The organism is Comamonas suwonensis, from assembly GCF_012844455.2.
Lineage (GTDB): Bacteria > Pseudomonadota > Gammaproteobacteria > Burkholderiales > Burkholderiaceae_C > Comamonas > Comamonas suwonensis.
Map to the genome: position 1 here is coordinate 76,651 of NZ_JABBCQ020000012.1, position 13,335 is coordinate 89,985.

Sequence of the window (13,335 nt, forward strand, 5' to 3'; positions counted from 1 at the left end):
CCCATGACACGACAACTACACCTGAACCTGTTTCTGATGACACGAGGCCACCATGAAGGGGCCTGGCGTCATCCCGGTGCCAATCGCAAGGCTATGACCGATCTGGAACTGTATGTGGATGCAGCCCGCATTGCCGAGGCTGCCAAGTTCGATGCCGTTTTTCTGGCAGATGGGTTGGTCGGGCCTGACAGTGGACAAATGGCCTCATCGGGCTTGTTGGAGCCGCTGTTGCTGCTGGCTGCCTTGGCGCAGCATACGCAGCGCATAGGGCTGATCGGCACGGCTTCCACCACCTACAGCCTGCCTTATACGCTGGCGCGACAGTTCGCCACACTGGATCATCTCTCCAAAGGGCGTGCAGGCTGGAACATCGTGACCTCCTGGTTGCCCAAGGCCGGCGAAAACTACGGGCTGAGCGAGAACGTGGAGCACGCAGAGCGCTACCGTATTGCCGAAGAATTTGTCACTGCTGTGGATGCGCTATGGCGTAGTTTTCCGCAAGGAGCCTTGGTGGATGACGCTGAATCAGGACAGTTCCTGGACATTGGTCAGGTGCGCCCGGCCAACTATGTGGGGACACATATCCGTACGCGCGGGCCTTTGAATGTGCCGGGCAGCCCACAGGGGCGTCCGGTTCTGGTGCAGGCCGGGCAGTCCGAGACCGGTCGTGCCTTTGCGGCGCAGTGGGCCGAGGCTATTTTTACGGCACATGGCAGCAAAGAGTCGGCGCAGAGTTTCTATGCCGACATCAAGCGGAAGGCGCAGGCTTTGGGGCGCGGGGCTGAAGACATTGTCATCCTGCCGGGCATCAGTGCTGCCATTGGCTCTACAGAGTATGAAGCCCGTCAGGTATGGGAGGAACTCGACAGCCTGACCAGCATTGAGGTGGGGTTGACCCGCCTGTCTGCGCGCTTTGGCGGTCATGATTTCAGCCATCTGCCACTGGATCGCCGGCTCACGCGGGATGATTTTCCGGACCCCACGCTGGTAGAGGCCTCCAGGAGCCGTGTTATCGGGTATGTGGAGACTACGCTGCGTGATGGGCTCACGCTGCGTCAACTGCTTAAGCGATTGGCGGGGGCGCGTGGTCATCTGGCGATTGCCGGTACACCTGAGCAGGTCGCTGACACGATTGAAGAGTGGTTTCGCACGGGTGCGGCCGATGGCTTTAATGTGATGCCGCCTGTCATCACGCAGCAGCTGGAACTGTTTGCCAGTGAGGTCGTGCCCATTCTGCGCAAGCGCGGACTGTTTCGCAGCGAGTACGAGAGCAGTACGCTGCGCGGTCACTTCGGGCTGCCAGACCTGCCTGCCGTTCAGCACAAGGCACGGACCGCTACAGCCGTGGAGGCATGAGCCGTTAGGCGAATGCGATCCGGCCAGCGTTTTCGCCGTTATGCGGGGTAAATGGCGCCCAGAATGCGCGGGCCTTTGGCTCCGGTGACGCTGGCCAAATTGCCCGGCAGGCCCAGAATGCACTGGCGTGCCAGCCAGGCAAAGGCGGCGGCTTCCACCTCCAGTGGCGGCAGGCCCCGCTCTGCCGTGGTGGTGACGGCTACGCTGGGCAGCAGTGCGGCAAGGCGCTGCATGAGGTGGGTGTTGAGCGCGCCACCGCCGCACACCAGCAACTGCTGGCCGCCCTTGCCAAAGCGCTGCACGGCATCAGCGCAGCTGGCGGCGGTGAATTCCGTCAGGGTGGCTTGCACATCAACAGGTGCTGCCTGCACTGCATGCTGCTGCAGGCGCTGGGCCAGCCAGTCGGCATGAAACAGGTCGCGCCCTGTGCTCTTGGGTGGCTCTTGCGCCAGATACGGGTCGTTGAGCATGGCGGTCAGCAGCTCTGGGATGACTTTGCCGCTTGCGGCCCACTGGCCGCCTTCGTCGTAGGCTTTGCCGGTGTGGCGCAGGCACCAGCCGTCCATCAGTGCATTGCCTGTGCCGGTGTCAAAGCCCAGTACGCGGCCGTCCGCACCGAGCACACTGAGGTTGGCAATACCGCCAATATTGAGCACCAGCGCTGTCTGGTCAGCCAATCCAAACAAGCTGTGATGGAATGCGGGCACCAGCGGGGCGCCCTGGCCACCAGTGGCCACATCGCGGCTGCGCAGGTCTGCGACTACGGTGATGCCTGCCAGCTCGGCCAGCAGGGCGGGGCTGTTGAGCTGAAGGGTGTAGCCTGTGCCATCAAACATCTGCGGGCGGTGACGCACGGTCTGGCCGTGCGAGCCTATGGCGGCGATCTGACTGGCTGCAACGCCGCTGTCGGCCAGCAGTTGCTGAACGACTTTGGCGTAATGGCGAACCAGTGCGTTGGCGGCCAGGGCTGCGCGGTGCAGTTCATCGGTGCCGCCCGGCGTGTTCAATGCCAGTAGCTCGGCGCGCAGCTCTGCATCAAAGCCGCAACTGGCGTGTTGCAGCACTTGGGTGCCCCGGCTGAAATCGACCAGAACGCCATCGACCCCGTCTAGCGAGGTGCCGGACATGAGTCCGATATACAGAGAGCTTTGGGCGGCTTGTTCAATGGCGTTGGGCATGGTTCAGGTCACAGAGTTGGCACAGTATTCACTATCTTAGCTGTAGCGTATAGCGTATGTACGGCAAGCGCTACAGCCCATTTTGAGTATAAAAAAGGGCTGCAATTGCAGCCCTTTGGGATGGAGTCATGCCAGATCAGCGTGCGCTGGCCACGGCATAGGATTGTGTGCCGGCATTGAGCTCGATACGCATCTGAGCCGCCATCTGATCGAAGGCTGGGCGTGCGGCCTTGGAGATGGGCTGGGCGGCATCGGTGATCTTGGCGATGGTCAGGGGGTCGCGCTGCTCGCCCTTTTCGCGGAACTCGAAGTGCAGGTGCGGGCCGGTGGCCCAGCCAGTGGAGCCCACGGCACCGATGATGTCGCTTTGCTCGACACGCTGGCCTTGCTTGACGTCGATGCGGCTCAGGTGCGCGTAGACGGTGGTTTGATGGTTGGCGTGTTCGACAAAAATCACATTGCCATAGCCGTTCTGTACGCCGGCAAAGGACACGGTGCCGTCACCCACAGTGCGGACCTTGGTGCCAGTGGCTGCCGCAAAGTCGGTGCCCAGATGAGCGCGCCAGGTTTTGTGAATGGGGTGTACGCGCATGGAGAAGCCGCTGCTGATGCGGGAGAACTCCACCGGATAGTTCAGGTAAGCCTGGCGCAGGCTCTTGCCGTCCAGCGTGTAGTAAGCGCCTTTTTTGCTGGCTTCCTGGAACCACATGGCCTGATGTGTCTTGCCATTGTTGTGGAACTCGGTGCTCAGCACGCGGCCGGCACGCAGAGGCTCGCCATCGGCTTCCAGCGATTCATAGACTACTGCAAAGCGGTCGCCCTTGCGCAGTCCGCGGCGGAAGTCCAGATCACCTTGAAAGATGTCAGACATCTGCAGGGTGACGGAGTCTGGGATGTCGGCTGCATCGGTAGCCGCAAAGAACGAGGAACGAATGACGCCACCAGCCAGACGAGGGGAGGCGGTGAGTTTGCCGGTTTCGATCTTGGATTGCAGCTTGCCTTCAACGCGACCCACGGTCAGGCGCTGGAAGGTGCCATCTTCGTTGGGGGCCCAGCGCACGGTCAGCTGGCTCAACTGGTGATCGGGCGTGGTTTCGGCGGAAACCAGGCGACCAGCACGGCCGAGTACGTTCTGGCGCATGGCATCGTTGCTGCGCAGAAAGGCGGCGGCCTGTGGGTCGGCAATGCCAAGGCGCTGCAGCAGCGACTCGGCCGTGTCGTTGCTACGGGTGGTCTCAGAACGGTAAAGAGAGAATGACTGCACGTCTGTCAGTTCAGCCAGATCCTGACCAGCGGCCAGAGAGGGAACGGTTTCAGTCAGCGTGCGAACGGGGAGGTCGGCGGGGTCCGGGCCGAGGCTGGCCACAGCAAAGGCACCACTGCCACCGGTCAGCAAAACAGCCGCCAGCGCAGCCGTGGCGCGCTTGGGGTGTTTTTGCAGGGCCGATGTCAGCTGCACCCACAGGGTAACGCCGGCATTTTTCAAGCCAGTAATCAAAACTTCAAATCCTTGGGAGAGCGTGTCTGTTGAATTGGCCTTTGTTGCGGTCGACACGACTCCATCAGCTCAACCGTTCCATAAGTCCATCCGCAGAGGTCTATATGAGGGAGCAGTCTAGAATTGACCGTAACACCAAACCCCCGAGTATATCGACCGCGTCCTACCGCGCCTGCCGAAAAACCCTTATGAATCAATCTGCTGTTACAAGTTTCCCCGTGACCGACAGAGTGAACCAAGCGCTGGAAGTCACTCTTCGTGGGGTCGATGAACTGTTGCCCAAGGACGAATGGATCAAGAAACTGGCCAAGTCCGAAGCCACTGGCGTGCCTCTGCGCATCAAGCTGGGTCTGGACCCAACAGCTCCTGACATCCACCTGGGCCACACCGTGGTGCTCAACAAGATGCGCCAGTTGCAGGATCTGGGCCATACGGTCATTTTCCTGATCGGTGACTTCACCACGCTGATTGGCGACCCCTCGGGCCGTAACTCGACCCGTCCACCGTTGACTGCCGAGCAGATCAAGGTCAACGCCGAGACTTACTACACCCAGGCTGCCAAGGTGCTGGATCCGACCAAGACCGAAGTGCGTTACAACAGCGAATGGTGCGACCAACTGGGCGCGCGCGGCATGATTCAGCTGTCGGCCAAGTACACCGTGGCGCGCATGATGGAGCGCAACGACTTTCATACCCGCTTCACCGAAGGAAGTTCGATCAGCCTGCACGAGTTTCTGTACCCGCTGCTGCAAGGTTACGACTCGGTGGCGCTCAAGTCTGATCTGGAGCTGGGCGGCACCGACCAGAAGTTCAATCTGCTGATGGGTCGCCATCTTCAGGTTGAGTATGGGCAGGAGGCGCAGTGCGTGCTCACAATGCCTTTGCTGGTGGGTCTGGATGGCGTGGACAAGATGTCCAAGTCCAAGAACAACTACATCGGTATTACCGAAGACGCCAACACCATGTTCGCCAAGGTGCTGTCGATCTCCGACACGCTGATGTGGGACTGGTACACGCTGCTGTCCTTCAAGAGCTTGGCCGACATTGCGGCGCTCAAGGCAGAGATCGAAGCCGGTGGCAACCCCAAGCACGCCAAGGTGGCGCTGGCCAAGGAAATCACCGCGCGCTTCCACAGCGCCGAAGCCGCCGATGCGGCCGAGCAGGATTTCATCAACCGCTCCAAGGGCGGTATTCCTGATGAGATTCCGGAAGTGGCCTTCTCGGGTGCCCCCATGGGCATTGCTGCGTTGGTCAAGCAAGCCAATCTTGCCGCGTCGAATGGCGAAGCCAACCGCCTGATTGACGGCGGTGGTGTGCGCGTTGATGGCGTGGTGATCAGCGACAAGGGTTTGAAGCTGGACGCGGGCACCTTTGTGCTGCAAGTGGGTAAGCGCAAGTTTGCGCGCGTGACTTTGGCCTGATCAGGGCAACGGCTATAAAAAAGGGCTGCGCATGCAGCCCTTTTTGCTTGGTAAGGTGAGTATAAAGAGGCAGACCCTCAGGAGAGAACGATGACTGAACGTGTAAATATCGGTAAAGCCGTGCCAGAACTTTACAAGGCTGTGGCCGCTGCAGATCAGCTGGCCGAGCAGGCCGCGCTGGCGGCGGGTTGGTCTGCAGGGTTCATCCACCTGGCCAAGCTCAGAGCCTCCCAAATCAATGGCTGTGCCTTTTGTGTTCGCATGCATGCCCGCGATGCGTTGGCTGTGGGCGAGTCGGCAGATCGTCTCGCCATTCTGCCCGCTTGGCGGGAGACGGAATATTTCTCCGACAAAGAAAGCGCCGGTCTGGCGTTGACAGAGGCCATGACGTTGATTGCTGATGGGCAAATTTCTGATGAGGTCTACGCCCAAGCTGCAGCGGTGTTGACTGCGCAGGAAATTGCGGCGCTGGAATGGCTGGCCGTGATCATCAATATGTGGAACCGCGTCGCGATCAGCAGCCGCTACCCAGTAAAGCCATAAAGCTGGTTGGTGCGTGCTTCAAAAATAAGAGCTTATTACGCTTGATTTACCTTGGTTTCAGGATTTTAAGGTATTGAATCTTATGAAAATCAGGCGCGGGCAGCTCTCTTTTTTATGTCGTGGGCATCATGGCGTGGTGCGTCTTGCTGGCCTCGCTCAGCAGCCATTGGCAAAACGCCTGTACCTCGGCCCGCTCATGGCTGCGCGGGCCTTGCAGCAGCCAGTACGACAGGGGGGATGCCAGCCGGTGGGCAGGCAGTACTTCGACCAGGTCACCGGCGGCCAGTGCATCGGCCACCAGCGGCAGCCGGGCAATGGCCAGGCCTTGCCCGGCCAGTGCGGCCTGCACGATCTGATGGGCGTAGTTGAAGTAGAGCCAGCGCGGCGGTTGCAGCTGGTCGCAGCCATTGGCGGCAAACCAGCGCTGCCAGCTCAGCCACTCCAGGTGGGGCATGCGGTGTACATCGCCGGTTTCTATCAGCGTGTAGTGGGCCGCATCGGCAGGGGTGCGCAGCGCAGGGCCGCTCTTTAATAGTGCCGGGCTGGCGACCAGCACCAGCTCTTCGCCAAACAAGGGCTGGGCAGATCGCGCAGATGCATCGACTGCCTTGCTGTAGCGAATGGCCAGATCGACATCCGTGGTCTCAAGATCAACCACGGCGTCGCCCGTATCGATGCGTATGTCTATATCAGGGTGAGCACGCTGAAAAGCCTCCAGGCGCGGAATCAGCCACATGGCGGCAAAGCTGGCCCAGGTGGTGATGGCCACGCTTTTGCGACCCGCCGTCTGGCGAATCTGGCGCACGGTGCTGTCAATGGATTCCATCGCGGGTTGCACGGCGTGCAGCAACTGGGCACCGGCCCCCGTCAGCTCCACGGCGCGGGAGTGGCGCAGAAAGAGGGGGATGCCCACTTCGTCTTCCAGCGATTGAATCTGGCGGCTGACGGCAGACTGGGTCAGAGCCAGCTCATCGGCGGCGGCGCGAAAGTTCAGGTGCCGGGCTACGGCCAGAAAGGCGCGCAGATGGCCTGCGCCAATGGCGCGGGTGCGAAGCAGCGGGGTCGGGCTGGTGGTGGCGTGGGGCATTGCCGCGCAAGCATACGGTGTTTGACACGACTCTTGCGGACTCTTTGGATGATGCTTGTCACAGCTGGGCGCTGTGATGGGTCGATAATTGGGTGGTTTTTTATCTTCTCAAGAACTATGACTGCACCTCTGGACATCGTCATCATGGCCGCCGGCAAAGGCACCCGCATGAAAAGCCGTCATCCCAAAGTGCTGCAAAAGCTGGCCGGACGTGCTCTGCTGCAGCATGTGCTGGATACGGCTGCGCAACTGAAGGCGCGCTCTGCGGTGGTGGTGACGGGCCATGGTGCGGCAGAAGTGGAGGCGGCCATCGCCGCCGCCAACGGCGCTGAGGGCGCAGATATTGCGATGGACTTGAAGTTTGTGCGCCAGGAGCCCCAGCTGGGCACTGGCCATGCCGTGCAGCAGGCCGTGCCTGCGCTCAAGGACGATGGTCTGGTCGTGGTGCTGTCTGGCGATGTGCCGCTGACCACGGCCGACACGCTGCAGGGCCTGCTCGATGCCGCAGGCAGCGACAAGATGGCACTGCTGACGGTGACCATGCCTGACCCCACGGGCTATGGGCGCATCGTGCGCAACGAAGCCGGCACGGTGCAGCGCATCGTCGAGCAAAAAGATGCGAATGACGCCGAGCGCGCCATCACCGAAATCTACAGCGGCATCATGGCCGTGCCTGCCAGGCATCTGACGGCATGGCTGTCCAAACTCAGCAACAACAATGCACAGGGTGAGTATTACCTGACGGACATCGTCGCCATGGCTGTGGCGGATGGCGTGCCCGTGGTGGGCCACCGCATTGCCGATGTACTGCAGGTCGCAGGCATCAACAGCCCATTGCAGCTGGCCGAGCTGGAGCGGGCGCACCAGTTGCGCCAGTCGCGCCAGCTGATGGAGCAGGGGGTGCGCATGGCCGACCCCGCTCGTTTTGACCTGCGTGATGATGTGCGCGGCACCAAAGGCAGTCTGAGCTGCGGTCAGGACGTAGAAATTGATGTGAACTGTGTCTTTACCGGCCATGTCACGATTGGCGCGGGTGCCCGCATTGGCGCCAACTGCCATATCAGCAATGTGAGCATTGCCGAAGATGCCGTGATTCACCCCTTCACGCATATCGATGGCGAAAAGGTGGGAGTGGAAGTGGGTGCGGGAGCCTTGATTGGCCCGTTTGCCCGCCTGCGTCCCGGTGCCAAGCTGGGCCGCGAAGTACATATTGGCAACTTTGTGGAAGTAAAGAACTCCACGCTGGCCGATGGGGCCAAGGCCAATCATCTGGCCTATCTGGGTGATGCCACGGTGGGCGAGCGCGTGAACTACGGCGCAGGCAGCATCACCGCCAACTATGACGGCGTGAACAAGCACCGCACCGTGATTGAGGCCGATGTACACATTGGCAGCAACTGCGTGCTGGTGGCCCCGGTGACGATTGGTGCTGGCGGCACAGTGGGCGGCGGCTCCACGGTGACCAAGAGCACGGAAGCCGGTGCGCTGACCGTGGGTCGTGGCAAGCAGGTCAGCATCAGCAACTGGAATCGTCCTGAAAAGCAGCCCAAAGTCTGATGGAAAAAGCACAACATGCTTTTGAAAACATAGCGCCGCAGACGCTGGAAGAAGCGCTGGCGCTGCTAGCTCGGCGCGAGGCCGAGCTAGCAGCCCTGCGCTGCGCGCAGCAGGAATGGGTGCATGCGGTGTCGCACGACTTGCGCGCACCGCTGCGCCATGTGCTGGCCTTCAACCCGCTGATTGCCGAGTTGCTGCGGTCGTCCAACCCCGGCGCGGATGATCTGGAAGAGGCGCTCAGCTTTTTGCAGACCATGGACCAGTCTGCCCAGCGTATGGCCGCCATGTTTGACGGCTTGCTGCAAATGTCTCGGGTCGATCGTCATGTGCTGCAGTTGAAGTCCGTGGAGTTATTGCCTGTGCTGCATAGCGTGCAGCAACGCTTGCAGGCCAACGCTGCGGGCCGCCAGATTGAATGGTGCTTGCCAGCGGTTGCACCGGCAGTGCAGGCCGACCCGTATTTGCTGGAGTTGGCGCTGACGGCAGCTCTGAGCAATGCCATCAAGTTCACCCGGTCTGTTTCCCAGGCGAGGATTCAGGTGGATGTGCGCGACCAGATGCAGAGCAGGGATTGCTGGATCGCGATTACCGATAACGGCGTGGGCTTTGATCAGTCACGTGCAGGCAAGCTGTTTGGCGTGTTTCAGCGCATGCACCGCGAGGCCGATTTTGAAGGCGTGGGCACGGGCTTGGTGCTGGTGCGCAATATTTGCCGCCGCCATGGTGGTGAGGCTGAGATTGAGGCCCAACCCAATGCGGGTTGCCAGTTGCAGATGAGCTGGCCTAAGGCCTGAGTAGCCAGCCGCTAGCCGCGCAGGCCTGTATCAGGCGCTGCTGCGCTCCTGCTGCTTTTGTGACTGGGAGACCGCAGGAATCAGGGTGGCTTCAAACGGCATCGGGATGGTTGCAGGGCTGTGAGAGTTCAGGGCCATGCTGGCTGACACGTCAAACACTTGATCGCGGCCCGCATTTTTGGCACTGTAGAGCGCGCTGTCGGCGGCCTTGACCCATTCGGTGACCGAGCCAATGCTGGCATCTGCTGCGGCGACACCAATACTCGCACTGACACGCAAGTCTGGATATTCGCGAATGCGTATTTGCGCTAGCTTGTCGCGAATTCGCAGGGCGACGGAATATGCCTCTTTTGCATTGGCGTGCTTGCACAGGACGGTAAATTCATCACCGCCGTAGCGGCCAGCAATATCGTGACTGCGCAGGCAATTGCGAATGCTCAGCCCAATCTGCTTTAAAACCTCGTCGCCCACAATATGGCCGTAGTCGTCGTTGACGGTTTTGAAGCGATCAATGTCAATGACGAGCAAGCTGGTTTGTTCTTGAGACATGCGATATTGCTGCAGTGCAGTGCAGTACGGGCTTTTTTCCACCAGTAATCACGGCTGTAAACCGTGGTTAAGGGGTCAATGCGGCCCAGTAATCTGAGCTGAAGATTTTGCTTGGCCAATGTCTTGAGCATGCTGCGAGTGGACCAGCTGGCATAGGCGCTGTGCAAGATGATTAATGGCAGCAAACTCAGCTGAACGACTAAAGGTGCATCCCACTGCGGCGCAGGGCGAATCAGCGCAGACATCAGCAGCATGCCGATGAGTAAGGCAATCAATGTGGAAGGCCAGCGGCGCTTGAGTCCGGTATAGAAGCGGTCAGCCACACCGATGGCCAGGATGCAGGAACTGGGCAGCAGGCTCCAGTGCAGCAGTGCGACCCAGCTACCGATGATCAAGGCATCGACCAGGCAATTGATATATTCCGCATGAAACGGGTCTTGGTGGTGTCGTGAATGCAGAAAGGCAATATGAGGCCAGACGAGTGCACTTACCGCAGTGAATGCCCACCATGAAATATTGGACGGGTGATACGCCAAACTTGCGGCCACCACAATGCCCGCCAATGTCAAATAAGAGGCGCGCAAAGGGTAGGTACGGCGGTGAATCTCTCGATGCAGAGGCATCTGGCGAAACTTGCGTTAAGTCAAAGTCGTGAGAATAGTCTAATTAAAAACAATTTGTATCAAAAATTAACGCAGTAGCGCAGCATATTTGCCACACATCAAGAGCTTAAATACATGCGGTTGTCGGACTAATGACGCTTTTCAGGAATTGGCACTTCAGTACTGAACTTTGCACGCTTTATGCTGAAGAACGCTTTGACATTGCGCACGTTCGAGTCTTGGGTAAACAGCTTCTGACTAAGGGCGAGGTAGGCAGGCATGTCGGTCGATGCGATGATCAGAATGAAGTCTGGGCCAGGCGATACACGCCAGCATTGCTGCACCCAGGGCTCCGCAACGGCTTTGTGCTCGAATTGCAGCAAGGCCGTGCTGTCTTGCCGGTCCAGTGAGACTTCCACGATGACCTGCAGGCCATGACCGGTCAGTTTGGCCAGTTGCTCGCTGCTCAGAATGGCTACTTGTTTCTCTATCAGTCCAAGCTCTTGCAGGCGCTTGACGCGGCGCAAGCAGGTGGGGGCGGACAGGTGCAGCAACTGGGCCAGAGCATGATTGCTGAGACTGGCATCTCGCTGAAGTTGCCTCAAAAGTTGAAGATCGACAGTATCCAAGTTGATGGAATTTTCATTCATTTAATGTAATTTAATTGAATAAAAAATCAATTTACTTTCTGGCTGAAATATTCGTTCAATAAATAATGTTATTTGAAGAAATATTTAATATTTCGGCGAGTAGTATCCCCGGAAATTCAACCTGAGGTGTACATCTATGTGTGGCATTGTTGCTGCGGTCTCTGATCGCGATATCGTTCCTGTTCTGGTCCAGGGTCTGCAGCGACTGGAGTACCGTGGCTATGACTCTTGCGGCGTTGCCGTGCAGGCACTCGATGTCAATGGTCTGAGTCTGGGCCTCAAGCGTGCCCGCTCTACGGCCCGCGTGGCAGAGCTGATGGAGCAGGTCAAGACCGAGCATGTGGGTGGCCTGACAGGTATTGCCCATACTCGCTGGGCTACCCATGGTGAACCTGCTGTGCGCAACGCTCACCCACACTTCAGTCATGGTCCCGGCATTTCGGCTGTGGCGGATGCCGATGCACCCGCCCGAGTGGCACTGGTGCACAACGGCATCATCGAGAACTACGAAGCTCTGCGTAGCGAACTGCAAAGCAAGGGCTATGTCTTTGCGAGCCAGACCGACACGGAAGTCATTGCCCATCTGGTGGACAGTCTCTACAGCGGCGATCTGTTTGAAGCGGTGCAGGCTGCAACTACCCGTCTGCATGGCGCATTCGCCATTGGCGTGATGCACAAGGACGAGCCTCACCGCGTGGTGGGTGCCCGTGCAGGCTCGCCACTGATTCTGGGTGTGGGCAAGGAAGGTTCTGAACACTTCCTGGCCAGCGATGCCATGGCACTGGCTGGTGTGACGGACCAGATCATCTATCTGGAAGAGGGCGACCTGGTTGACTTGCAGCCCGGCCGTTACTGGGTTGTGAGCAAGAACGGTGAGCGCCTGACGGAGAAGCAGCGTCCTGTAAAGACCGTGCACGCGCACAGCGGCGCTGCCGAGCTGGGCCCTTATCGCCATTACATGCAAAAAGAAATCTTCGAGCAGCCCCGCGCCTTTGGCGACACGCTTGAAGGTGTGGAACACATTGCCCCCGAGCTGTTTGATGGCGTCACGCCTGAAGGCAAGACCGGCGCAGCTGCATGGCGTGTATTCAAGGAAATCGACCGTGTGCTGATTCTGGCCTGCGGAACCAGCTACTACAGCGGCTGCACCGCCAAGTACTGGATTGAAGCGATTGCCGGTATCCCCTGCAATGTGGAAGTGGCCAGTGAATACCGCTACCGCACCAGCGTGCCTGACCCCAGGACGCTGATCGTCACCATCAGCCAGTCTGGTGAGACGGCCGACACTTTGGCAGCCCTGCGCCATGCTCAGGGTCTGGGCATGAAGCACACGCTGACCATCTGCAACGTGGCTACTAGTGCCATGGTTCGTGAATGCGAGCTGGCCTATATCACCCGCGCAGGCGTGGAAATTGGCGTGGCCTCTACCAAGGCATTCACGACCCAGCTGGCAGGTCTGTTCCTGCTTACGCTGGCGCTGGCCCAGTCCAAGGGTCGCCTGACGGAAGAAAAAGAGCAGCAGTACCTGACCGCCATGCGCCATCTGCCTGTTGCACTGCAATCGGTGCTGGCTCTGGAGCCGCAGATCATCAGCTGGGCTGAAGACTTTGCGAAGAAAGAAAATGCACTGTTTCTGGGGCGTGGCATCCACTACCCCATCGCTATGGAAGGCGCACTCAAGCTCAAGGAAATCAGCTATATCCATGCCGAGGCTTACCCTGCGGGTGAGCTCAAGCACGGCCCGCTGGCGCTGGTGGACAGTAACATGCCCGTGGCTATCGTGGCGCCCAACGACGAACTGCTGGAAAAGCTCAAGAGCAATATGCAGGAAGTGCGAGCGCGCGGTGGTGTGCTGTACGTGCTGGCTGATGCCAAGAGCAATATTGAAAGTGCAGAAGGCATGCATGTGATTCGCATGCCTGAAAACTACGGTGCGCTCAGCCCCATCCTGCACGTGGTGCCGCTGCAGTTGCTGGCGTATCACACCGCTCTGGCTCGTGGCACGGATGTGGACAAGCCCCGTAATCTGGCTAAAAGTGTGACCGTGGAATAAGCGACAGACTCAGCAAAAAGCGCTCCAGAAATGGAGCGCTTTTTTCA

The 13,335-nt window shown here is 59.3% G+C and carries 12 protein-coding genes; 6 read left to right on the top strand and 6 right to left on the bottom strand.

The genetic code is table 11. From position 1 onward, the window contains the following. Positions 1-3 precede the first annotated feature (3 nt). A complete protein-coding gene (locus tag HF327_RS14395; protein WP_198460827.1) occupies positions 4-1,356 on the top strand; it encodes an LLM class flavin-dependent oxidoreductase in 1,353 nt (450 codons plus the stop codon). Positions 1,357-1,394: 38 nt separating this feature from the next. Here HF327_RS14395 and HF327_RS14400 read toward each other — a convergent pair whose 3' ends face one another. Together HF327_RS14400 and HF327_RS14405 are read right to left on the bottom strand one after the other, a co-directional pair. Beyond that, entirely contained in the window at positions 1,395-2,534 is a 1,140-nt protein-coding gene (locus HF327_RS14400) for an anhydro-N-acetylmuramic acid kinase (RefSeq protein ID WP_198460828.1), read from the bottom strand. Positions 2,535-2,670: 136 nt separating this feature from the next. Continuing rightward, the gene (locus HF327_RS14405; protein WP_198460896.1) at positions 2,671-4,029 is read right to left on the bottom strand and encodes a M23 family metallopeptidase; all 1,359 of its coding nucleotides are present in this window, start codon (positions 4,027-4,029) and stop codon (positions 2,671-2,673) included. Between the two features lie 191 nt (positions 4,030-4,220). Between HF327_RS14405 and tyrS the strand changes: the two genes are divergently transcribed. Next, a complete protein-coding gene (tyrS, locus tag HF327_RS14410; RefSeq protein ID WP_198460829.1) occupies positions 4,221-5,453 on the top strand; it encodes a tyrosine--tRNA ligase in 1,233 nt (410 codons plus the stop codon). Positions 5,454-5,543: 90 nt separating this feature from the next. Next, positions 5,544-5,996: a carboxymuconolactone decarboxylase family protein gene (locus tag HF327_RS14415; protein ID WP_198460830.1), complete on the top strand. Its 453-nt coding sequence runs from the start codon at positions 5,544-5,546 to the stop codon at positions 5,994-5,996. A 112-nt stretch (positions 5,997-6,108) separates the two neighbouring features. Here the strand turns inward: HF327_RS14415 and HF327_RS14420 are convergent, their stop codons facing one another. Continuing rightward, a complete protein-coding gene (locus HF327_RS14420; protein ID WP_198460831.1) occupies positions 6,109-7,083 on the bottom strand; it encodes a LysR substrate-binding domain-containing protein in 975 nt (324 codons plus the stop codon). A 117-nt stretch (positions 7,084-7,200) separates the two neighbouring features. Between HF327_RS14420 and glmU the strand changes: the two genes are divergently transcribed. Both glmU and HF327_RS14430 read left to right on the top strand, forming a co-directional pair. After that, complete coding sequence (gene glmU, locus HF327_RS14425; RefSeq protein WP_198460832.1) at positions 7,201-8,640, top strand: bifunctional UDP-N-acetylglucosamine diphosphorylase/glucosamine-1-phosphate N-acetyltransferase GlmU; 1,440 nt, start codon at positions 7,201-7,203, stop codon at positions 8,638-8,640. Further along, positions 8,640-9,434, top strand: coding sequence for a sensor histidine kinase (locus HF327_RS14430; protein ID WP_198460833.1), 795 nt, complete (start codon positions 8,640-8,642; stop codon positions 9,432-9,434). Before glmU ends, HF327_RS14430 begins: the two co-directional genes overlap by 1 nt. 30 nt (positions 9,435-9,464) lie before the next feature. Here HF327_RS14430 and HF327_RS22110 read toward each other — a convergent pair whose 3' ends face one another. The 3 genes from HF327_RS22110 to HF327_RS14440 all read right to left on the bottom strand — a co-directional run bounded on the left by HF327_RS22110 (position 9,465) and on the right by HF327_RS14440 (position 11,235). Beyond that, positions 9,465-9,983, bottom strand: coding sequence for a GGDEF domain-containing protein (locus HF327_RS22110; RefSeq protein WP_236024202.1), 519 nt, complete (start codon positions 9,981-9,983; stop codon positions 9,465-9,467). Further along, positions 9,887-10,606: an MASE2 domain-containing protein gene (locus tag HF327_RS22115; protein ID WP_236024203.1), complete on the bottom strand. Its 720-nt coding sequence runs from the start codon at positions 10,604-10,606 to the stop codon at positions 9,887-9,889. The genes HF327_RS22110 and HF327_RS22115 overlap by 97 nt, the downstream gene beginning before the upstream one ends. Before the next feature lie 128 nt (positions 10,607-10,734). Then, positions 10,735-11,235 carry an Lrp/AsnC family transcriptional regulator gene (locus HF327_RS14440; protein ID WP_198460834.1) on the bottom strand — a complete coding sequence of 167 codons (501 nt, stop codon included), beginning with the start codon at positions 11,233-11,235 and terminating at the stop codon, positions 10,735-10,737. 136 nt (positions 11,236-11,371) lie between these two features. Between HF327_RS14440 and glmS the strand changes: the two genes are divergently transcribed. Continuing rightward, a complete protein-coding gene (gene glmS / locus HF327_RS14445) occupies positions 11,372-13,288 on the top strand; it encodes a glutamine--fructose-6-phosphate transaminase (isomerizing) (protein WP_198460835.1) in 1,917 nt (638 codons plus the stop codon). The last annotated feature ends 47 nt before the right edge of the window (positions 13,289-13,335 follow it).